This is a genomic window from Saezia sanguinis (genome assembly GCF_003991585.1).
GTDB lineage: Bacteria > Pseudomonadota > Gammaproteobacteria > Burkholderiales > Burkholderiaceae_C > Saezia > Saezia sanguinis.
This window is the reverse complement of record NZ_PQSP01000001.1, coordinates 887677-909344: the sequence shown is the minus strand read 5'-3', so window position 1 is coordinate 909344 and position 21668 is coordinate 887677. Positions and strand designations below refer to the sequence as shown.

The 21668-nt window shown below is 49.7% G+C and carries 23 protein-coding genes and 1 tRNA gene; 18 read left to right on the top strand and 6 right to left on the bottom strand.

The window, feature by feature from the left end; translation table 11 throughout:
* The 10 genes from CUZ56_RS04145 to CUZ56_RS04100 form a co-directional block, all read left to right on the top strand.
* A partial coding sequence (locus CUZ56_RS04145; protein ID WP_126978453.1) for a DUF2345 domain-containing protein occupies window positions 1-256 on the top strand: 256 nt, incomplete at its 5' end.
* Window positions 253-753, top strand: coding sequence for a DUF4123 domain-containing protein (locus CUZ56_RS04140; RefSeq protein WP_162615245.1), 501 nt, complete (start codon window positions 253-255; stop codon window positions 751-753). The genes CUZ56_RS04145 and CUZ56_RS04140, both read left to right, overlap by 4 nt.
* A 17-nt stretch (window positions 754-770) precedes the next feature.
* Window positions 771-1598: a hypothetical protein gene (locus CUZ56_RS04135; RefSeq protein ID WP_126978449.1), complete on the top strand. Its 828-nt coding sequence runs from the start codon at window positions 771-773 to the stop codon at window positions 1596-1598.
* Window positions 1598-2383, top strand: coding sequence for a hypothetical protein (locus CUZ56_RS04130; protein WP_126978447.1), 786 nt, complete (start codon window positions 1598-1600; stop codon window positions 2381-2383). Before CUZ56_RS04135 ends, CUZ56_RS04130 begins: the two co-directional genes overlap by 1 nt.
* The gene (locus CUZ56_RS04125; protein WP_126978445.1) at window positions 2367-2897 is read left to right on the top strand and encodes a hypothetical protein; all 531 of its coding nucleotides are present in this window, start codon (window positions 2367-2369) and stop codon (window positions 2895-2897) included. Before CUZ56_RS04130 ends, CUZ56_RS04125 begins: the two co-directional genes overlap by 17 nt.
* Window positions 2898-3008: 111 nt before the next feature.
* Window positions 3009-5021 (top strand): hypothetical protein, encoded by a 2013-nt coding sequence (locus CUZ56_RS04120; RefSeq protein ID WP_126978443.1) that lies wholly within the window; start codon window positions 3009-3011, stop codon window positions 5019-5021.
* Between the two features lie 95 nt (window positions 5022-5116).
* Complete coding sequence (locus CUZ56_RS04115; protein ID WP_126978441.1) at window positions 5117-5701, top strand: hypothetical protein; 585 nt, start codon at window positions 5117-5119, stop codon at window positions 5699-5701.
* Window positions 5698-6387, top strand: coding sequence for a hypothetical protein (locus CUZ56_RS04110; protein ID WP_126978439.1), 690 nt, complete (start codon window positions 5698-5700; stop codon window positions 6385-6387). Before CUZ56_RS04115 ends, CUZ56_RS04110 begins: the two co-directional genes overlap by 4 nt.
* Window positions 6384-7067, top strand: a complete 684-nt coding sequence (locus CUZ56_RS04105) for a hypothetical protein (protein WP_126978437.1) — start codon at window positions 6384-6386, stop codon at window positions 7065-7067. Before CUZ56_RS04110 ends, CUZ56_RS04105 begins: the two co-directional genes overlap by 4 nt.
* Window positions 7067-7258: a hypothetical protein gene (locus CUZ56_RS04100; protein ID WP_126978435.1), complete on the top strand. Its 192-nt coding sequence runs from the start codon at window positions 7067-7069 to the stop codon at window positions 7256-7258. The genes CUZ56_RS04105 and CUZ56_RS04100 overlap by 1 nt, the downstream gene beginning before the upstream one ends.
* A 28-nt stretch (window positions 7259-7286) precedes the next feature.
* Here the strand turns inward: CUZ56_RS04100 and CUZ56_RS04095 are convergent, their stop codons facing one another.
* Window positions 7287-7712, bottom strand: coding sequence for a hypothetical protein (locus CUZ56_RS04095; protein ID WP_126978433.1), 426 nt, complete (start codon window positions 7710-7712; stop codon window positions 7287-7289).
* A gap of 242 nt (window positions 7713-7954) precedes the next feature.
* Window positions 7955-8039, bottom strand: a tRNA-Leu gene (locus tag CUZ56_RS04090).
* A 61-nt stretch (window positions 8040-8100) separates the two neighbouring features.
* On the opposite strand from CUZ56_RS04090, the gene cysM reads away from it, so the two are divergent.
* The 3 genes from cysM to CUZ56_RS04075 all read left to right on the top strand — a co-directional run bounded on the left by cysM (window position 8101) and on the right by CUZ56_RS04075 (window position 9667).
* Window positions 8101-9003, top strand: coding sequence for a cysteine synthase CysM (gene cysM, locus CUZ56_RS04085; RefSeq protein ID WP_126978431.1), 903 nt, complete (start codon window positions 8101-8103; stop codon window positions 9001-9003).
* Between the two features lie 93 nt (window positions 9004-9096).
* On the top strand, window positions 9097-9324 hold the full coding sequence (locus CUZ56_RS04080) for a sulfurtransferase TusA family protein (RefSeq protein ID WP_126978429.1): 228 nt from the start codon (window positions 9097-9099) through the stop codon (window positions 9322-9324).
* A 100-nt stretch (window positions 9325-9424) separates the two neighbouring features.
* Window positions 9425-9667: a sulfurtransferase TusA family protein gene (locus tag CUZ56_RS04075; RefSeq protein WP_404948022.1), complete on the top strand. Its 243-nt coding sequence runs from the start codon at window positions 9425-9427 to the stop codon at window positions 9665-9667.
* A gap of 238 nt (window positions 9668-9905) precedes the next feature.
* Here CUZ56_RS04075 and galU read toward each other — a convergent pair whose 3' ends face one another.
* Together galU and CUZ56_RS04065 are read right to left on the bottom strand one after the other, a co-directional pair.
* Window positions 9906-10820, bottom strand: coding sequence for a UTP--glucose-1-phosphate uridylyltransferase GalU (gene galU, locus CUZ56_RS04070; protein ID WP_126978427.1), 915 nt, complete (start codon window positions 10818-10820; stop codon window positions 9906-9908).
* 163 nt (window positions 10821-10983) lie between these two features.
* Window positions 10984-13821, bottom strand: coding sequence for a valine--tRNA ligase (locus CUZ56_RS04065; protein WP_126978425.1), 2838 nt, complete (start codon window positions 13819-13821; stop codon window positions 10984-10986).
* A 539-nt stretch (window positions 13822-14360) separates the two neighbouring features.
* Between CUZ56_RS04065 and CUZ56_RS04060 the strand changes: the two genes are divergently transcribed.
* From CUZ56_RS04060 to CUZ56_RS04040, 5 genes are all read left to right on the top strand, one after another.
* Window positions 14361-15389 (top strand): sulfate ABC transporter substrate-binding protein, encoded by a 1029-nt coding sequence (locus CUZ56_RS04060; RefSeq protein ID WP_126978423.1) that lies wholly within the window; start codon window positions 14361-14363, stop codon window positions 15387-15389.
* Between the two features lie 29 nt (window positions 15390-15418).
* On the top strand, window positions 15419-16312 hold the full coding sequence (gene cysT / locus CUZ56_RS04055; RefSeq protein WP_126978421.1) for a sulfate ABC transporter permease subunit CysT: 894 nt from the start codon (window positions 15419-15421) through the stop codon (window positions 16310-16312).
* The gene (gene cysW, locus CUZ56_RS04050; protein WP_239442006.1) at window positions 16309-17379 is read left to right on the top strand and encodes a sulfate ABC transporter permease subunit CysW; all 1071 of its coding nucleotides are present in this window, start codon (window positions 16309-16311) and stop codon (window positions 17377-17379) included. The genes cysT and cysW overlap by 4 nt, the downstream gene beginning before the upstream one ends.
* A 26-nt stretch (window positions 17380-17405) precedes the next feature.
* Window positions 17406-18491 (top strand): sulfate/molybdate ABC transporter ATP-binding protein, encoded by a 1086-nt coding sequence (locus CUZ56_RS04045; protein ID WP_126978419.1) that lies wholly within the window; start codon window positions 17406-17408, stop codon window positions 18489-18491.
* 87 nt (window positions 18492-18578) lie between these two features.
* Entirely contained in the window at window positions 18579-19112 is a 534-nt protein-coding gene (locus tag CUZ56_RS04040) for a hypothetical protein (RefSeq protein ID WP_126978417.1), read from the top strand.
* A gap of 64 nt (window positions 19113-19176) precedes the next feature.
* Here CUZ56_RS04040 and CUZ56_RS04035 read toward each other — a convergent pair whose 3' ends face one another.
* Together CUZ56_RS04035 and phaC are read right to left on the bottom strand one after the other, a co-directional pair.
* Window positions 19177-19605, bottom strand: coding sequence for a hypothetical protein (locus tag CUZ56_RS04035; RefSeq protein ID WP_126978415.1), 429 nt, complete (start codon window positions 19603-19605; stop codon window positions 19177-19179).
* Between the two features lie 268 nt (window positions 19606-19873).
* Window positions 19874-21592 (bottom strand): class I poly(R)-hydroxyalkanoic acid synthase, encoded by a 1719-nt coding sequence (gene phaC, locus CUZ56_RS04030; protein WP_126978413.1) that lies wholly within the window; start codon window positions 21590-21592, stop codon window positions 19874-19876.
* Window positions 21593-21668: the final 76 nt, after the last annotated feature.

The following is a 21668-nucleotide window of genomic DNA, read 5'->3' as shown; positions in this document are numbered from 1 at the left end:
GTCCACAGAAGACAAGGTGGAGGTGGCAGCGGAGAAGGAGATCTTGCTGACATCGGGCGGGGCTTATATCAAGATCAGGGACGGCAACATTTATCTGCACGGTCCGGGGATCATAGAGCATAAGGCGGCGAGTTTCCCGTTCAAGGGACCGACTAGTTTGAGCTACAGTATGCCGGCATTTGAAACCGAACCTTTGTGCATAGAATGTTTGAAGCGCGCAGCTCAAAGAGCGTCTGCCATGATGGAGATTGCATGATGAGCCAAGAGGTTTTGTTACCGCATCCACCAGGGATAAATGAAGAGAATGGCGCGCATCTGTATGTGATCATTGATTGTGCTCAACTGGCGGAGGATTTTTATCCGGCCGTGACAAAAGAACCGAACATTGTGTCCAGGTCCTTGTTTATTGGGACTCCTCATGCTGTATCGGTAGAAGCAGGGCCTTTGCTGGTGCAGGTGGATACAAAAAAGAATGCAGATTTTGTTGAAAAGATTCTTGCTATTGAGGATCAAAAGCCTGCCGTGGTATGGCTGTGGAGCGAAAAGGAGTTTAAGCCACTGTGCGGGCAGCTTAGAAGTCTTTTGTTTGGCGAGCTTGAAAATGGTAAAAAAATGTTTTTTCGCTACTATGATCCCAGGTGCCTTGAGGGATTGATTGCTGTATTTAAGGAGGACGCAGTAGCAAGCAAAATGCTGGCAGATGTTTTGGTGTGGGCGTTGAAAAAAGATGGGCAGTATCAGTACCTGACATAAACTGAAGGGCGGAGTCAATGGCAATCAAAATAAAAGAAAAACAGTTGAAAAAACTTGAGCCTTATGCGCTTGATAACTACGTCAGCGAGCTGGTTGTGCATTGTGATGAATGTTATCCGTATCTGAGGAAAACCATGGAGGAGTCCAGGCTCAGGCAGGTACTGAAAGATTGTGTTGAAAAAGCCGAGCAAAGCGGTTTTACCCAAAGGGGGCCTGTTCAGTTTTACATCGACATGATGATTGCGTTTGGAGTTGGTTTTGAGACCGACCCTCAATACCCGTGGATACAAAAAGCACTGGCTGACAATAAGCACCTGTCCCAAATAGAGCAAAGTTCCAGGCTCTACCGTTTAACCTCAGACTATTTTGACCAAATATTAGGCCCACAAAGCCGGCATTTTTTTGAGGCGGCAGAAAAAATACAGCAACTCAATGTAGAAGAGCTTCATGTATATAAAACGGGTTTTTCATCTTATATGCTCAAGATCATGCAGGAGTGCTACCCGCAAAAATACGAAACCAGTGGTGCCCCTGCATTGGCGGTGTTAATTGAGCAGGGTGAACAAAAAGCACTGCAAAGCTATGGTTTTGACCAGGCACGACCGGCCGGGGTGATTGTTTTACTGATGTACCTCTTAGGCCACCAGTTCGACCACGACCCATTTTATAGCTGGGCAAGGTTAGAGAAAACAAGCAGCTATGTAGATTACACCCTGGTTGTTGATAACGCCATGGTGATGGCAAGAAAGTTGGCCAGCCGGGGGAAAATATGGCTGCGGGCCGCAGTGGAGAATGAGAAAGCATTTTTATCACAGCAGGACTCTGGGCAAGGAGGAATATCCTGATGGGAAAAAGAACAAGTGCCCCTCACTCTGCATCAGATGCATCGTGTGAAGTTTCTGATCCTGTGAGTGTATGCGTTGTTTGCTGGAATAAAGATTATGAAAAGGAAATCAGTGTAAACAGCAGAGGAAGGTATTTTGAAAGGTATAAACCTGATAGCTCGTCATATACTTCTGTTTATTCCAAAAAATTTAAGATTTATATTCCTTTAAAAACCGGTACAGAAGCTAGCGTTGAAATAAGAATCAAAGCGGAGGCTCAAAGTGGTGTCAGTGCGGCAGATGTTACTGCGGCTAAAAGTAATATGCAAAGTAGCTTAAGTCATTGGAATGGCAAGTTTAATTTGCAAGTTACTCATCCTGATACTGCAAATTGTCCTGTAAAAAGTTTACCCATCAAGTTCAAAGTTGTATGGGTTACTTCCAATGAGCACTATACGATGAAGGTTCACAGCACTTATCCAAGAGAAGGTGTGAGTGGATCTGTCATAAACGTTTCCAAAACAACCATTGTTTGGACGTATGCCCATGAGTTTGGACATTGCTTTGGGCTGCCTGATGAATACTCATACAGTACAGGTACAGATACTGTTAAGTACTACCAACCTGATGGCACATTAGATACGGCGATTAATGCACCCCCGTCAAAACCTTCTTCTGATACTTCTTCTAGCATCATGTCTACACATTCAAATACAAAAATAGCTCAACGGCATGGGTGGTTTTTTGCCATTGAGGCCAAAGACCTTATTGATATTTCAGGGGTTAAATGTGCCATTACCATTTAGAAAACCATTTATTCATTTTTTATTTTTATTTATCATGGCGATTCCATTGACGATTCATGCCAAAACTGAGGAGCAGGTCATGCGTACAAATGAATTATTTACAATTTCTGCTTATTGCAAGGATGGCCCTCAATGCATTTTTACTGGCGACGGAGAACTCTTTATCGTGATACAAATCACGAATAACATAAAGGAAGGTCTTGAAATCCCGTTTGAATATGTCAAAACAACAGGCCCGTTTATAACGCTTAAAGATAGAGAAACAGGCGAAGAAACGCCATTAAGAAGAAATTTGGCAGACCCCCAGTTGATGGAAAAGTTGATTTTGCTTGCTCCTGGGCAAAGCATATCTTTTGACTGGATTATTTTTGATGCGGAATTAGAGCAGTTTCGCAATCAAAACCACATTGATGTGCTTGCAGAAATTCATATAGTCATGCCAGTTCGCCAGGCAGGTTCAGAAGAAGCCGTTTCTTTTGAAGGAAAAACGGTATTGCACCTGAAGAGCCAATAACTAACCGTCTTGTGCTGATTTACAGAATATGGAGGGGATGTTCTGATGGGAAAAAGAACAAGTGATCCAACCGGCGTTGTGGGCTGTACCGAGGATTGTAAGGGTACAGCCATGGTATGCATGTTAAACCATACCATTGTTGAATTCAGGCCTCATCGGACCTGGCGTGGCGAGTTTGGGTTTGACTGGCTGCGGGTTAATGATGAACTCACTCCTGGACAGGTTCCGGGTCATGTTACAGGCGAACCACCCTATAAAGAATGTATTCTTGGCAGCAAAAAAAGCGGTTATACCAAAGCAACCCCGAATGCCGCTGCCTATAACGACCTGAAAACCGAATACCATAAACTCAGCGTCAACAGTCACCGGGCAGCGCCTAAAGACGAATACTTTATCCCCTGGCTTAATCTATATGCCGAAGATATCAGCAACCAGATCAAGAACGACTACAAAACCCGAAACGGTGGGGCTGATCTGCTGGTGCCACCTCCTTTTGAGGCGGAATTGCGGCTGATTGTCAATGTGCAGGGCGACACCAAGCCCAAGGAGTTGGAAATTGTTTTTCCGTCAGAGTATTTCAACATCAAATATCCTGCAGGCTCGAGCACGGGCACGTACATACAGAACAGCCCTATCACCATTCCTGCTACGGGTGTGGCCTTTGCGCCCAATAGCCCAGGCATCAACCACGATTTGCCAGATACCATCAAGGTCAAGTGCATTAAAGAGTTTTCTACAGACCAGTACATTGATGTATGGGCACACCATTATCAGCATACCCAGGCAGAAATAGACCAGTTGGAGCAGGAAAACAAACAGTTGAATGACACCGATATTCCGGCGCTGGAGCAGGAGAAAGCCGCGCTGGAAGCAGAAGCACAAACACTGCAAGAGCAGGTTACGACGCAGGAGGCTCAGGTCGTTACGCAGCAGGCCACTGTCAGCCAACTGGAAGCAGAAATTACCGCGCTCGAGGCACAATGCGCTGCCAAAAAAACCATTTATCAGACGATAGAAAGCCAGCTCCAGGCGTTTTCATTGTTGAGCGATGAGCAAAAACAGGCCACAGATAACCCGGACTTTCAAAAGCTGAACCTGCCGGGGGAAAGAGAAAAAGATCAGGCCAAGGTAGACCAACTGAAAGCAGAAGTTGCACAGTTGGAACAGCAGATCGCTCAAAAGAAAGCTCAACTGGAAGCCCCGCAAAAACAGCTTGAAGATATGCAAAAGCAATTGGAGGCTAAAAAAACCGAACTGGAAGAAAAGAAAAACCAGATTGCGGCCAAGCAACAGGAGATTGAACAAAAACAGGAACAGGCCACCAAAAACACCGAAGAAATGAACAAAATGCAGGGCCGTTCTCTGGCAGGCAAACTCTGCGTGTGTGCCAATGATGCCAAGCACCGTAAAAGCATGAAGGTGCTGCTGGTTAATGTAAAACTGAACATTGATACGGCAGTACCGCCTAGTATTTTTTACGAGTCAACAGGATCGCTTCGTCCTGATGAAGAAAAAATGCTGTATAACACTTTATATCAGGCACTGATTTATCCGGATACGACTACAAATATTATGTTTGACCGCAGTGCAGACGATAAATTTAAACAGCCAACACCAGTTTCTAGCAATACATTTATCAATAGTGCAGACGAGGTAGCAAGGAGCACCGCAGGTGATTTCTTGAACCATTTAAGAACAAGTTTTAGAAATGCACACCCTGCTTACTCAGCAGATGATTATTGGCCAGTGTTTTTCTTTGGCATTGATGGCGAAGGTATGGGGGGAGTTGGTTGGGTAGGAAGAAAATCATGCTCCGTTTTTGCAAATGGTCAAAACTCAATGCTCAACACTCCATCACACGAGATATTACATAATCTGGGGCTATACCATACCCATATAGATTATGACAGCACTTACACGACCCCTGTCGATGTGACAACATCAGCTTCCGGGCCTTGGTCTATCAATAGAAATGCCATGAAATATGTTTTTAATTTTGGAGGGTGGGATACGGCTCATCCGGATTACCGGCTAAACAGTGGAACGACAAGTGTCATCAGCTATACACAAAATGGATATAGCACCTACCGTTGGCATTGGCAGATTATGAGGGATCATCTATGAAAAGCTTGACCTGCTTGTTTAGAATATTTTTTGTAATCGTATTGACTTTTAGTCATCATGCAATTCAAACCTGCCTGGCACAGGAGACAGACACAATGGAAAAATTTAATATTGAATTATTCAACCAAAATAAAAATGGCTTTACATGGATTTATACTTTACCTGATGGGACGAAAATAGAACAAAGATACTCTCCTGGGACTGGTTATATTGTAGATAGGACACCTTTGCATTCCGGGTTGACTTATAGAAAAGGATTTAATGAGCAGGGTAACTTAATAGCCGTCGGTCAATTGTTCTATTCTTTTCCTGTAGGCATTTCAAAAGAATATGATAGTGAAGGCAAGCTCTTTAGAGAAAGAAATTTTGATGAAGGTTTTGCATTTTCTGTAGAAGATCTTGCTGCCAAGATGTTGGCAGACTATAAGGTCGATATACTGAATTCAGACAATATCTATAAATTGAATCGAGGGCAGAATATCGATCCGCCTTTTTCGTTCTATCAGGTATATTGCTATGATCTTGCCAGTCCAGCGCCTGATCAAGCTGTTATTGCTTTTCTGGTTAATGGCACTACAGGAGAAGTTCTGCATATTCTTCATACCAATACCAGAAGGCCCACTCCCGTACTCGGTGCTTATTTAGAAAGAATTGCCAATACGCCCAAAGAAGGCCAATGATGCTCAAGCTTTCAATCTGCTTGCGTAATGCCATCGCCATGTTTGTTTTGGTGTTGGCTTTTACGGTGAACTCTTTTGCGCAAGAAGTCACCATGGAACGATTTGATATTGAAGCATTTAACCTCAATCTAATAGAACATAATGGGGTATTCCTTTTGCCTGATGGCACAAAGATACATCAGTTTGAGGCCTCTAGGGGGGGCTATATTGAGGATAGGACGCCTCCTCAATCCGCTTATACATATAGAAAATTGTATAACCCACAAGGATATGTGATAACAACGACGCAAAAGTTTTACTCTTTTTTTACTGGTGTCAGTAAATACTATGATGGTCATGGGAATCTGATAAAAGAAGAGGTGAATGATAGAGATCAATACTTTCCTTTTTCTATAGAAGCCCTTGCCGCCAAGATGCTGGCAGACTATAAGATTGACATACTGAATTCGGATAATATTTATCGCTTAGCGCGTGGCATTCATGGTGTTGATCCCTTATTTCCTTATTATGCAGTGGATTGCTATGATCTTGCCAGCCCGGCACCTAGTCAGGCCATAATTTCATTTTTGGTAGATGGTACTACGGGAGAAGTTCTGCATATCCTTCATACCAATACCAAAGAGCCTGTGTCTGTTTTAGAGGCGTATCTTCAAAAAATGGCCAATACGCCCAAAGAAGGCCAATGATGCTCAAGCTTTCAATCTGCTTGCGTAATGCCATCGCCATGTTTGCTTTGGTGTTGGCTTTTACGGTGAACTCTTTTGCGCAAGAGGCTACTATGGAACGGTTTGATATTGAAGCATTTAAGCGCAATCTAATAGAACATAATGGGGTATTTCTTTTACCTGATGGAACAAAAATCAGGCAATTTGAAATATCTGAGGGAGGCTATATTGAAGATAGGATCCCCCCTCAGTCTGCTTATACATACAGAAAACTATTTAACGCCCAAGGGCAGCTAATGGCAACCACACAGGAGTTTTATTCCTTTTTTGTGGGTACAACGAAACGCTATGATGGACATGGAAATGTTATCAAGGAAGAAAGCGAAGATGATGGTTTTGAATTCTCTGTAGAAGATCTTGCAGCCAAGATGCTGGCAGACTATCAGATCGATATTATGAATTCGGATAATGTTTATCGGCTGGCTCGTGGTATTTATAGTACTGATCCGTTAGTTTCGTACTATCTGGTGGATTGCTATGATCATACCAGTCCAGCGCCAGATCAAGCTGTTATTGCTTTTCTGGTTAATGGCACCACGGGAGAAGTATTGCATATGATTCATACCAATACGATGCGTCCTGCATCCGTTATAGATGCTTATTTTCAAAAACTTGCCGATACGCCCAAAGAAGGCCAGTGATGCTCAAGCTTTCAACTTGCTTGCGTAATGCCATCGCCATGTTTGCTTTGGTATTGGCTTTTACGGTAAACTCTTTTGCGCAAGAGGTCACTATGGAGCAGTTTGATATTGAATTGTTTGATAGAAATAAAACTGGCCAGTTGGTGGGGACTATACAAAATATGCAGACACAACCCGAAGCCATTTATTGATGTGCAACGGGTTTTATGCTGAATACGATCACAATTGATTGGTTTTATTTAAATCAAACTCTTCTGTTCCCTCTGTTTGATCATGGCTGGCACGTTTGGCAATGGCATTAATTGTCATTGCATAGATAACCCAAATAGCTATAGCAGGTGCAGAAACATGCCAGTTGAAGCGCCCAATACTACCGAGCAGGGGAATGACACGAGAATCGTCGCGATCATAGATTGCTTCAATTCCGAACTTGTGAGATAAGTAAAAAATAAGCCCAAATGTAATGAATATGAATAGTATGCCCAGTCCGATGGATGGCAGCCCTACAGTTCCTTTTTGCTTCCCAGTCTCTTCTTGATGTTTTTTTATTTTTTCTGCTCCTCTGAGCATGAATGTCAGGCAAGCACAGATACCTACTCCTAAAATGATACCTACAATGATTTCTTTTATCAAAATCTGATCCATCTGCTGTGTCCTCTTGCAAAATAGTGGAGTGTCGTTTCTTCTGGGTGAGCATCAATAGCGACTGATTATGAAAGTCAGAGTTTGACACTTGCATTGCTCATTCTCAGGAATGAGTAGCTGAGCAATTTCTAAAAACGACGATTTGTATTTTTTTCAGAATATCTCGTAAGACATCTGAAGTGACATAAAAAAATGTGCTAGCTCCCGATAAGCTAACACATTGATTATTATTTTTGTTTTTCTGGTGCCCAAGGACGGACTCGAACCGTCACGCCTCGCGGCGGGGGATTTTGAGTCCCCTGCGTCTACCAATTTCGCCACCTGGGCTTGCGAAAGGTGGTAGTATAACGGGTATTCTTTTTTTTGTACAGAGGGTAGACAAGCCATAATGACATATCCAAGTATTGAAGATGCCATTGGACATACGCCGTTGGTTCAACTGGTACGACTGCCTGGCGCGGATATTACAGCACGTAACAATATCATTCTGGCTAAGCTTGAGGGGAATAATCCGGCGGGGTCCGTGAAAGACCGTCCGGCGCTTTCGATGATCCGGCGGGCCGAGGAGCGCGGTGAAATTCACCCGGGTGATACGCTGATTGAACCGACTTCAGGTAATACGGGGATCGCGCTGGCGATGGCTGCTGCGATGAGAGGCTACCGCATGATTTTGATCATGCCTGAAAATCTGTCGGTTGAACGTGCCCAGACGATGAAGGCCTATGGTGCCGAGCTGATTCTGACGCCGCGTTCCGGTGGCATGGAGTATGCACGGGACCTGGCAGCCAAAATGGTGGCTGAAGGGCAGGGATACATGCTGGATCAGTTTGCCAATGCCGATAATCCGAGAGCACATTATGAAACGACCGGGCCGGAGATCTGGAAGCAGACCAAGGGCAAAGTGACGCATTTTGTGAGTGCGATGGGAACCACAGGCACGATTACCGGGACCGGACGCTTTTTAAAGGAAAAGAACCCGGAGGTTCAGGTGATTGGCGCGCAGCCTGCTGATGGTTCCAGCATTCCAGGTATCCGCAAATGGCCTGCAGAGTACTTGCCGAAGGTTTTTGACCCGGCATTGCTGACACAAACGGTGAATGTGCAGCAGGAGGATGCGGAGGAGATGACGCGTCGTCTGGCCCGTGAAGAGGGTATTTTCGCCGGAATTTCTACTGGCGGGGCCCTCTGGTGCGCGCTCGAAGTGGCGCGTCAGGCCAAGAATGCAACGATTGTGTTCATTGTGTGCGACCGCGGGGACCGTTATTTGTCTACCGGTGTGTTCCCGCTTTGATCTGCATGAATGTGTGCCTGGTATAGGGTATGCCACAATAGGACCAGCAGGTTTTCTGCTGTATGCTGAGGGCGTTTTCTGGGAACAAAATAGATGAAAGTGGATCAAGAACTAGATGCACGCGGGTTATTTTGTCCGCTGCCTATTTTGAAGGCGAAGAAAGCACTGGCAACCATGAGTAGTGGGCAACTGCTGCGGGTGGTAGCGACAGATAGCAGTTCTCTGCAGGATTTTCAGGCGTTTGCCAAGCAGACTGGTAATGAACTGGTTGAGCAGCAGCAACAAGGCGACGAGTGTATTACAGTGTTGCGTCGGCGTTAGTGAACGGCCTCTGACAAAGGGGCTCAGTGATATTTGTAAGACCAAGGGAAGAGTGTTTCAAAAGAGTGTGATTCCCGTAATTGATAATTCATCAAAGTCAATGTTATTAGATACGATCCAGGTTGATTACGAGCTCGATACACGCGATTTGCCATGCCCGGTGCCAATTTTGGCAACGAAAAAAAAGCTGGCACAGATGGCTAGCGGGCAAGTGTTGAGAATCAGGTCTGTAGATACCAGTTCAATGCAGGCCTTTCGCGGTTATGCCAAGCAGACCGGTAACAGGCTGATTTCACAGGAAGAATTCGGTGAAGAGTTTGTGACGGTGATTGAACGCCGGTGAAGCGGGTTTTCTGCGTCAACTTTATTCCATTTTTCAAAATTCCACTGTAGGCAATTCTGCAAACAGTGCTTCAAATGCAGTGGCAGGTGAGGTGCATGGTTCAACTGGATCATGTAACTGACCCAATTGTTGCACGAGTTCGGTAAACTGGCCTAAATAATCTGTAGGCTGGTGTAAGGTCACCCCAATGTTTTGGAGCAGAGTCAGGCCAGTTTCAGGCATGTTTTATTGGCAAGCCTCAGCTTTTAGCCGCAGGTTTTTTGCAGACATGCTGGTCCAGATAGCGGCGGAAGATTTCTCCGACTTCCGGGTGTTGCAGCGCAATTTCAACGGTGGCTTCAAGAAATCCGTCTTTGGCACCGCAGTCGTAACGCTTACCGTCAAATTTGTAAGCCAGTACCAGTTCATCTTTGAGCAGATGTGCAATGGCATCGGTCAACTGGATTTCTCCGCCGACTCCGGCGCTTTGGCTTCTGAGGTGGTCAAAAATGGCCGGGTTCAGAATATAGCGTCCAACCACACCCAGGTTGGAAGGTGCTTTGGCGGGTTCTGGTTTTTCAACAATGGTGCCGATTTTCACCAGGCGTTCTTCCAGCGGGTTACCGGCAACCACACCATAGCGTTTGCTGTGTTCTGGCGGGATTTCCTGCACCGCCAGAATGGAGCTGTGGTAAACGTTGTACTGTTCCACCATTTGCGCAAGGACGGATTTTCCGCTTTGCCCGGCAATCATCAGGTCATCAGCCAGCAGCACGGCAAATGGAAAATGCCCAACCAGCGGGGCAGCGCACAATACAGCATGGCCCAGACCCATCATGCGCGGCTGGCGCACAAACAGGCAGTTCATGTCGTCAGGCACCACATTGCGTGCAATCTGCAGCAGGGCTGATTTGCCGGCCCGCTCCAGTTCGCTTTCCAGTTCATAAGCGGTATCAAAGTGGTCTTCAATGGCGCGTTTATTGCGTCCGGTCACAAACACCATGTTGCGAATGCCTGCGGCATAAGCTTCTTCTACTGCATACTGAATCAGCGGTTTGTCCACAATGGGCATCATTTCCTTGGGGCTGGCTTTGGTAGCGGGCAAAAAGCGTGTACCCAGGCCAGCTACAGGAAAAACAGCGGTTTTGACGAGTTGTTTGGATTTGTCTGTCATGATGTTTTATCAATCAATAGGGTTCGTTACTGTATGAGTGCCCAGTTCGTTATGGGTATGAAAGGCTTGTGCATACATGCCCATAAGTGGCCAGCGTAGCCTGATACGCTAGGGTATCAGGCAGGCTGATTTCACTTATGGTACACCAAACGCATGAAAGTTCCTATGTATCCAGGCGTTTCAACTGGTCCTGTATTTTTTCAAGCGTAGCAGTAAAGCCGGCCAGTCTTTCTTTTTCTTGTTCCACAACGGCTTGTGGAGCGCGGGCGACAAAGCTTTCGTTGGACAGTTTGCCTTGTGCCTTGGCTATTTCGCCTTCCAGTCGTTTGATTTCTTTGCCTAACCGTTCGGTTTCAGCCTGTACGTCCACTTCCATGAACAGGCACAGGCGCAGATCGCCTACCACAGCCACAGGGGCGGCTTTGGCCGCAGCCTGCCATTCGTTTTGGTCTGCAAATACCTTGACTTCTGAGAGCTTGGCCAGGGCCTGCAGGGCGGGCAGCGCTTTTTGTATGAACTCGGCATCTTCGCTGGCTGCCTGCACATATAACGGCAGCTTTTGCGCCGGAGATACATTCATTTCTCCACGCAGGCCGCGGCAGGCTTCGACGACCTGTTTAAAGCGGCTCATCCAGGCACAGGCTGTATCGTCAATGCGCTCGGGCTGCGCCTGCGGGTAGGGTGCCAGCACAATGAATGCCTCTTCGCCTGCCGCTTTACGGCCGGCAATGGGGGCAACAGTTTGCCACAGTTCTTCGGTGATGAATGGCGCAACCGGGTGCAGCAGGCGCAGCACGGTTTCCAGCACACGGATCAGGGTGTGGCGTGTGGCACGCTGTTGCTGCACAGTGCCGTGGGCGATTTGTGTTTTGGCGATTTCAATGTACCAGTCGCAGTATTCATCCCAGACAAACTGGTAGATGGCGTTGGCCACATTGTCCAGCCGGTAGTCGGAAAAACCCTGTGCCACAGCGGCTTCAACGCGTTGCAACTCGCTCACCAGCCAGCGGTCGGCTGCGGAGAAGTCCATGTAGCCGTCGGGTGCACACTGGCTCTTGTCGTGTTTTTTCAGTCCGCAGTCCTGGCCTTCACATTGCATCAGTACAAAGCGGGTGGCGTTCCACAGTTTGTTGCAGAAGTTGCGATAACCTTCGCAGCGTTTGGAGTCAAAGTTGATGTTGCGCCCAAGCGAGGCCAGCGCGGCAAAGGTAAAGCGCAATGCGTCTGCGCCATAGGCCGGAATGCCGCTGGGGAATTCTTTCTTGGTGTCTTCAATAACTTTGGGCGCCGTTTCAGGTTTGCGCAGGCCGGTGGTGCGTTTTTTCAGCAGCGGGTCCAGCGCAATGCCATCAATCAAATCTACCGGGTCAAGCACATTGCCTTCGGACTTGCTCATTTTGCGGCCCTGTGCATCGCGTACCAGGCCGTGGATATACACGTGCTTGAACGGTACTTTTCCGGTGAAGTGCACGGTCATCATGATCATGCGCGCCACCCAGAAAAAAATGATGTCAAACGCGGTGATCAGCACCGTGGAGGGCAGGAACAGTTCCAGCTCCGGTGTTTTTTCAGGCCAGCCTAATGTGGAGAAGGGCACCAGTGCCGATGAATACCAGGTGTCCAGCACATCTTCGTCGCGGGTCAGTTCCCCGGTATAGCCTGCTGCTTTGGCTTGTGCCTGTGCTGCCGCTTCGTCTTCGGCCACAAAAATTTCGCCGTTGCTGCCATACCAGGCCGGAATCTGGTGGCCCCACCACAACTGGCGGCTGATGCACCAGTCCTGAATGTTGTTCATCCACTGGTTGTAGGTATTCACCCACTGCTCAGGGAAGAACTTTACCTCGCCATTGGCAACCACTTCGGTGGCTTTTTGTGCAATGCTTTTGCCGTCTGCGGCAGGCTTGCTCATGGCGACAAACCACTGGTCGGTCAGCATGGGTTCCACCACCTGGCCGGTACGCGCGCAGCGCGGCACCATCAGTTTGTGCGGTTCGGTTTTTTCAAGCAGGCCCTGGGCTTGCAAGTCAGCAACCGCTTTTTTGCGTGCCACAAAACGATCGAGTCCGCGGTAGGCTTCGGGCACGTTGTCGTTGGTTTTGGCGTCCAGCGTGAAAATTTCGAGCATCGGCAGTTTGTGCCGCTGCCCCACGGCATAGTCGTTAAAGTCGTGCGCGGGCGTGACCTTGACCACACCGGTACCGAATTCGCGGTCGACATATTCGTCGGTAATGACCGGAATCAGGCGGTCAGTCAGCGGCAGGCGGACTTTTTTACCAACCAGATGCGTGTAGCGTTCATCTTGCGGGTGCACCATGACAGCCTGGTCACCAAACAGTGTTTCGGGGCGGGTGGTGGCCACAACAACATATTCTTCGCTGCCTTCCACCGGGTAGCGGATGTGCCACAGCGATCCGTTTTCTTCTTCACTCTCAACTTCCAGGTCGGATACGGCAGATAGCAGTACCGGGTCCCAGTTGACCAGTCGTTTGCCGCGGTAGATCAGGCCTTCTTTGTACAGTTGAACAAAAGTCTGAACGACAGTTTTGGACAACTGTTCGTTCATCGTGAAGTATTCGTGCGACCAACTGACCGAGTCGCCCATGCGGCGCATTTGCTGGGTGATGGTGGAGCCGCTTTGTTCTTTCCATTCCCAGATGCGGGCGACAAAGTTTTTGCGCCCCAGGTCATAGCGGGATTTGCCTTCGCCCTGCAACTGGCGCTCAACGACGATTTGTGTGGCAATGCCTGCATGGTCTGAGCCCGGCACCCACAGCGTGTTGAAGCTGCGCATGCGGTGGTAGCGGGTCAGCGAGTCCATGATGGTGTGATTGAACGCGTGCCCCATGTGCAGTGTGCCGGTGACGTTGGGCGGTGGCAGCTGAATCGCAAACGACGGTTTGTTTTGATCCAGCGTGGGCTGGTACAGATTGCGGGCTTCCCACAGTGGCCCCCAGTGGGCTTCAATGGCTGCGGGTTCAAAAGATTTGGCGAGTTCAGTCATTTGTGATTCTCTTATGCGATCTCTGTTCATGTTTTGCAGGCCCTTGCTGGTGCAAAGCTGGCCAGTATGGAAAATACGGTTGACACCAGCGAGCAGAGCCAAACCTTGTATTTTAGGCCAGAGTCGGGTTTCATGGGCAGGTTTTCATAATAGAAGGGGCTGCTGTCTGTGCTACTGCCTGGTGTGAGTTTGAAGGGGTAAGCGTCTCTTGAGCTGTTTAACACCTCTATATTTCAAATAGTTATATGAACATAAAAAAACAATGGTTTGAGTTTTAAGTATAAAGGTTCAGAATAAAGGCTACGCAGTTTGCGAAATAAAAACAAGGCCCGGTTGCCCGGTGACTTCACAATAAGAGATTTCATCATGATCATTTGCCACATGCGCTGTTGCCGATAAAAAGAAAGTTTCCCTGCTTTGGGGAAGCATAATGCCGCCGAAATGAAAGCGGTTGACCTTGTAACCCTTATTTTCCAAGATGACAAATTAAAGCCGGACATGTGGCAAGAGCACCGGCATGATTCCAGACAGGAGTATGTATGAATTTCAAATCGATTCAATTGACTTTGGCTGTTTTGGCCGTGGCAGTGATAACCGGCATTACCGGCGTGGCCATAGCCCAGCCGGCCTCGCAGCCGAATACTTTGCTGAATGCTTCGTATGATGTGGCGCGCGAGTTTTACAGCGATTACAACAAGGCGTTCCAGGCTTACTGGCAGCAAAAAACCGGTGCGAGTGTCACCATCAACCAGGCGCATGGCGGCTCCAGCACGCAGGCGCGCGCGGTGGCTGACGGGCTTGACGCTGATGTGGTCACAATGAATACCTCCAGCGATATCGACTTTTTGGCCGATGCCGGCGTGGTGTCGAAAGACTGGGCGCAGGCATTCCCGGATAATGCCGCACCAACCACTTCCACCATGCTGTTTCTGGTGCGTCAGGGTAACCCCAAAAATATCCATGACTGGAACGACCTGATCCGCCCCGACGTGAAGGTGGTGGTGGTCAACCCGAAAACCGGTGGTAACGGGCGTTATGCTTATCTGGCGGCCTGGGGTTATGTGCTGAGCACTGGCGGTACGCCTGAACAGGCCAAAGCGTTTGTGACCAAGCTGTTCCAGAATGTGCCTGTGCTGGCCAAAGGCGGCCGTGCAGCAACCACTGCATTCCTGCAACAGAACGTGGGTGATGTGCTGATTACGTTTGAATCGGAAGTGGTTTCGGTCGAGCGTGAGTTTGGCAAGGGCAGGGTGGAAGCGGTTTACCCGTCGGCAAGCATTGTGGCGGAAAACCCGGTGGCAATCATCAACCGCACCGTGGACAAACGCGGCTCACGTGAACTGGCACAGGCTTATCTGCAATACCTGTATTCGGATGAGGCACAGGAAATTGCCGCACGCCATGCTTTGCGTCCCCGTTCTGCAGCAGTGCTGGCACGCCATGCAGACTTTTTCAAGCCGATCAAGCTGTTTACCGTGCAGCAGTATTTTGGCAGCCTGACCGAAGCGCAGAAAGTGCATTTCAGTGATGGTGGTGTGTTTGACCAGATCTACACCGGCCCGAAATAAGCTGATCAGAACAGGCAAAAGGCAAGGCAATGAATACAGCCGCCAACATTGAAGCACTGGCCTCAGGCGGGCAGGCTCCGGCAGTGCGCCAGCGCAAGGTGCGCCGGGTGCTGCCCGGTTTTGGCCTGACGCTGGGGTTTACAGTGTTTTACCTGAGCCTGATTGTGCTGATTCCGCTGGCAGCGCTGGTGGGTAAAACGCTGACGCTGAGTTGGGCCGGATTCTGGGAAGCGGTGAGCGCACCGCGCGTGATTGCTTCGCTGCAACTGAGTTTTGGCGCCGCGCTGCTGGCGGCAATGATCAATGCGGTGTTTGGCCTGCTGGTGGCCTGGGTACTGGTGCGCTACAAGTTTACGGGCAAAAAGATTGTCGATTCGCTGGTAGACCTGCCTTTTGCATTGCCTACAGCAGTGGCCGGTATCTCATTGACAGCCATTCTGGCCAGCAACGGCTGGGTGGGGCAACTGTTTGCCCCGCTCGGTATTGACCTAGCGTTTAACCGCACAGGCATTGTGATTGCGCTGATTTTCATCGGCCTGCCTTTTGTGGTGCGTACGGTGCAGCCGGTGCTGGAAGATACGGAAAAAGAGCTGGAAGAAGCGGCGGCTTGCCTGGGTGCATCGCGCTGGCAGATTTTTTACAGGGTGATTTTCCCGGCCATTTCGCCGGCATTGTTGACCGGGTTTGCCATGGCGCTGGCGCGTGGCGTGGGTGAATATGGCTCGATTGTGTTCATCTCCAGCAATATACCGATGGTGTCCGAGATTGCGCCGCAGGTCATTATCGGTAAACTGGATATGCACGATTATGCCGGGGCTACAGCTGTGGCGGTGCTGATGCTGGTGATCTCTTTTGTATTGCTGTTGCTGATCAACGGCCTGCAGGCCTGGCAGCGCAGCCGTACCGGGGCGGGGGATAGATGATGGCTGCTGAAAAGGTGATACATCAGGATGTGTTGGCTTCCCGTGCAAACCTGGGCGGAGAGCTGCCGAGCAGCGCGACCATTGTCTATGGTGGCGAGCATGGTATTGCACGCCGTGTCCATACCACTGAGGCACCCTGGGTCAGGCGTATTCTGATTGGCATTGCGCTGGGTTTCATGCTGCTGTTTCTGGTGCTGCCGCTGGCGGCGGTGTTTGTGGAAGCGCTCCGGCAGGGATTGCAGGCGTACTGGGGGGCGCTGAATCATCCGGATAATCTGGCAGCGATTAAGCTGACCCTGCTGACGGCGCTGATTGCGGTGCCGCTGAACGTGGTGTTTGGCGTGGCGGCGGCCTGGGCTATTGCCAAGTTTGAGTTTCGTGGCAAGTCGCTGCTGATCACGCTGGTGGATTTGCCGTTCTCGGTTTCGCCTGTGGTAGTCGGGCTGTTGTTTATTTTGCTGTTTGGCGCGCAAGGCTGGCTGGGTGGCTGGTTGCAGGCGCATGACATCAAGATTGTGTTTGCCGTGCCGGGTATTGTGCTGGCAACGCTGTTTGTGACATTTCCGTTTGTGGCGCGTGAGCTGATTCCGCTGATGCAGGCACAGGGCAACGATGAGGAGCAGGCCGCAGTGGTGCTGGGCGCGAGTGGCTGGCAGGTGTTTCGCAAGGTGACATTGCCTAACATCAAGTGGGGGCTGTTGTACGGTGTGATTTTGTGTAATGCGCGGGCCATGGGTGAGTTTGGCGCGGTGTCGGTGGTGTCAGGCCATATCCGCGGGCAGACCAATACCATTCCGTTGCAGGTGGAGATTTTGCATGCCGACTACCAGGGTGCTGCCGCGTTTGCTCTGGCGTCATTGCTGGCGATGCTGGCACTGGTAACGCTGGTGATTAAAAGCATTGCCGAATGGCGGCATGAGCGGGCTTTGAAAATGATTGAAGACCTGCCGCCAGAGCCGGTAGCAGCGCCTTCACTCATGCAACAAAACCCGGGTGAAAGAGTGAAAGCGTTGACAGTGAATTCTGCTGATCAGGCGTCGCGTACCGCTATGCAGCCGGCAGAATAACGATATGGATTTGAAAAGAGTAAATCATGAGCATTGAAATTCGTCAGGTCAATAAACATTTTGGGCAGTTTCAGGCGCTGAAAGATATCAACCTGGATGTGCATTCGGGAGAACTGGTGGCGTTGCTCGGGCCTTCGGGCTGCGGCAAGACGTCGCTGCTGCGCATCATTGCAGGGCTGGAGTCGTCAGACACGGGGACAATTGCGTTTTCCGGGCTGGATGCGACTGAACAGCATGTGCGTGAGAGGCAGGTGGGGTTTGTGTTTCAGCATTACGCGCTGTTTCGCCATATGACGGTATTTGACAATGTGGCGTTTGGTTTGAGCGTGAAGCCGCATGGTCAGCGCCCCAGCAAGGCGGAAATCAAAGAGAAGGTTTATGCCCTGCTCAAGCTGGTACAACTGGACTGGTTGGCAGACCGTTATCCGGCGCAGCTTTCCGGCGGACAGCGCCAGCGCATTGCATTGGCAAGGGCGCTGGCAGTGGAACCTAAAGTGCTGCTGCTGGACGAGCCTTTCGGCGCGCTGGATGCCAAGGTGCGCAAGGAATTGCGCCGCTGGTTGCGCAGGCTGCATGATGACCTGCATGTGACCAGCATTTTTGTCACGCATGATCAGGAAGAGGCGATGGAAGTGGCAGACCGTGTGGTGCTGATGAATCAGGGGCAGATTGAGCAGGTGGGCTCACCGCAGGAGGTATGGGAGAACCCGGCCAGTCCGTTTGTGTATGGCTTCCTGGGTGATGTCAATCAGTTGCGCGGGCAGGTCAGCCTGGGGGTGATGAATGTCAACGGCGTTCAATGGGCCGTGCCTGAGTATACAGATGCAAGAGCCCAGAATGCGGTGGCATATGTGCGCCCGTATGATTTTGAATTGACTGCGGATCAGCAGGGACGACCAGGTTCTGCCGGGCTGCCGGTGGAACTGGTGCGCGCCATGGTGATTGGGCCTACCGCACGACTGGAACTGCGCCGTCAGGACACGGTACAGGCCGGTGAGGCCGATACGCTGGAAGCCTATGTCGACACGGGTACGTTTTGGGCGTTGAATGTGCGGGAAGGGGCACATTTGCATGTTGTGCCCAAGCAGGCGAGGGTGTTTGTATCTGAATAATGCGCTGACTCTGCTTTTCATATGAGGCTCATGAAACTGCCGATTGGCAGGTATACCTATAATGCTAAAAACTGACTGAGGTATGCCATGACGCTGGATGATTTTGCGGATGAAATTGGAAGTTTGGAAAATGATCTGCAAAGCAGAGATTTGAAAACGTATTTATTGGCGCTTTATAAAATTCTGACTGATGGCAAAGAACAATATGTCAGGCAGCAGGCGTCACGACAATTGGTGCTGGAGGTGTTGAAACAGGCGATTACGTCCGAGTCCGCATGTTTTGATGACGCGTGGCTGGATTTGGCCGAAAGCCCTGATGTGGAGCAGATATCCGCAAGCGGTTCTGATCCGGTTGCCGGTATGGCATACAGTCTGGCTGTTTTGAAATTTCAGATAGCAGAACTGCATAAAATGCAGGACAAACAACTTCAGAATGAAGACCGTTATTACGGCATTGAGTCTGAAACCGGCAACTGGTGGTACAACTTTGATCCGTTCAGTAACCTGAGTTGCGGCATTGAATGCATGAGCGACTGGGAAGAGGAAGAAGAGGGCACAGAAAAGGACACCGGTTGGTTTTTCATAGGACGTTTGCTGGAGCTGGGCAGGATGTATGAATAAAAAAAACACTTCCGCATGATGGAAGTGCTTTTTTCATGTTTTGTGCAGACCAGAAGAGGTGCAATTATCCGGGGTTGCACTCATCAGCCAGACGCTGGCCGATTTTAGCGTCCAGCAATAAAGACTTGGCCGGGATCTGAATCAATACCATACCTGATGCCGGGTCCTCATAACGGAACGCGCCGGAAGAGGTCTGTACGCGGCGCAGCGTGTATTGCCGGCCTTTCCAGTTCAGGTCCAGTTCGTTGTTGGCATCAGCCCGGCTGATGTTGAACGAGACGCCTTCAGCGCATGCCATTTTGCCTACATGCAGGCGAGCCCATGGTGGGTTATCTGCACTGTAAAAAGTGATGGTTTCCGGCGCTGTGCCGGTTGCTGGTGCCGGTCCGTCGGTACGGGGGGCGGCAGGAATGATATCAGCCAGGAACTGGCATCCGCTCAGGGCAATAGCGCCAAGGCAGGCAAGGGTCAAAGTACGTATGGATTTTGGCATAGAAAAATGCTTTGAAAACAATGAATTAGGTTGCCGGCATACCAGTAGGCCAAGCAAGCCTGCTGATACAGTTAAAACGGATCATGTGGTCTGATTATGCTATGAAATGGTTTAATTTGCATCATATACAGGGTAACCATGATGGAAAAAGCGGAGTGTGCGGTAATATTTCCTGCAACGGCGTTGCATTTATCGGTGGGCAAGCATTTTTCATAAAAAAAGCCACCGGGAGCGGTGGCTTTTTAGTAGCTGATGCAGCGTAGCAAATTTATGTTGCAGACCGCATCACATAACTTCCAGGAGCCGGTTCAATGGGTGGGAATGCAGGGCTTCCGGCCTTGGTAACGGCAGGAATTTTTTCACCGCCGTATTGGGCCTGCCATTGGGCCCAGTCAGGCCACCAGCTACCTGTATGCTCTGTAGCCTTGTTGATCCAGTCCTGCGCTTTTTTGACCAGCTTGTCGTTGGTCCAGTAGGAGCGCTTGTTGTCAGCCGGCGGGTTGATAACGCCTGCAATGTGGCCCGATGCGCCTAATACAAAACGTTTTTGCCCAGGTAGGATAGCTGTGGAGGCATAGGCGCTTTCCCACGGCACGATATGGTCTTTGCGTGAGGCGTAGATGTAAGCCGGTGCGGTGACGTTGTGGTAATCCATGGTGACGCCGCACATCTGCATTTCGCCTGATTTGAAGTCGTTTTGCAGATAGCCGTGGCGTAAATAGTAGGAGTACATTTTGCCGGGCAGGTTGCTGCTGTCGTTGTTCCAGAACAGGATGTCAAATGCGCGGGGTTTTTCACCCTTGAGGTATTTGTCAACGTTATAGTTCCACCACAATTCGTTGGGGCGCAGGATGGAAAATGTATTGGCCATGTCTTCACCACGGAAGATGCCGTAATGGCCGGCTTTTCCGCCAACAGTGACTTCGTGGTAGTTAACGGTCTGCTCGTCAACATAAACGTCAATCGGGCCGGTGTCCATAAAGTCCAGGAAGCTGGTGAGCAGCGTCAAGCTGTTGGGAGGTGTATCGCCACGGGCTGCAAGCACGGCCAGGGCTTGCGTCAGCAGTGTGCCGCCCACGCAGAAACCGAGGGTGTTGATATCGTGTACGCCAGAGATTGAGCGCACCACACTCATGGCCGCAATAACACCTTTTTGCAGGTAGTCATCCCATGAGGTTTCTGCCATGGAAATATCCATGTTGCGCCATGAGATCAAAAAGACCTGATGTCCCTGCTCAACCATGTATTTAATCAGGGAGTTCTTGGGACGCAGGTCCATGATGTAGTATTTGTTGATGCACGGTGGCACGACCAGCAGAGGAATTTTGTACTGGGTATCGGTGGATGGTGCGTACTGAATCAGTTGCAGCATCTCATTTTGGAAGATAACGGTTCCGGGCGTTACGGCCAGATCAACGCCAACTTGGAAGTCGTCTTTGTCGGACTGGCGCAATACGCCGGCCTTGACGTCGTCCATCCAGTGCAGCATGCCTGAAAAAAGGCTGGCACCCTGTGTCTGGACCATTTTGTCAATAGCTTCCGGGTTGGTGAACAGAAAGTTGCTGGGTGCTGCGGCGGCCAGTGTCTGCTCCAGCAGATAATCGAGCCGGCGTTGTGCTTTAGGGTCATCAATTTTCAGCAGCTTAACGGTTTCTTGGAGAAAGGTGCAGTTCATCAGATACAACGCAGCAACAGCACCATACATCGGGTCTGACCATTCTTTGGCTTTGAAGCGGGCGTCATCAAAAGTGAAAGCCTCGCGTGTCATCAGCTTGCTGCACAGTTTGAACCACTGTGCCTGGTATTCAAGCTGGAGTTTGTCTAACTGCTGGGTATCCACATCAAACCATGTGGATGTATCGCAGTGTGAAAACCATGGATTGGAACCGATCCACAGTTTGAGGCTTTCAATGGTGGATATGGCTGTAAAAGGTGTCTGCACAGACCAGAAGTCTGTGAAAGCCTTTTCTTCTTGCTTTGCTGTCATTTGTTATTCTCCAATTGCGTTTTTAAACACGCCTGGGGGTATCGGTTGGTTGTTGATTTGATGTTGCCAGCCAGAA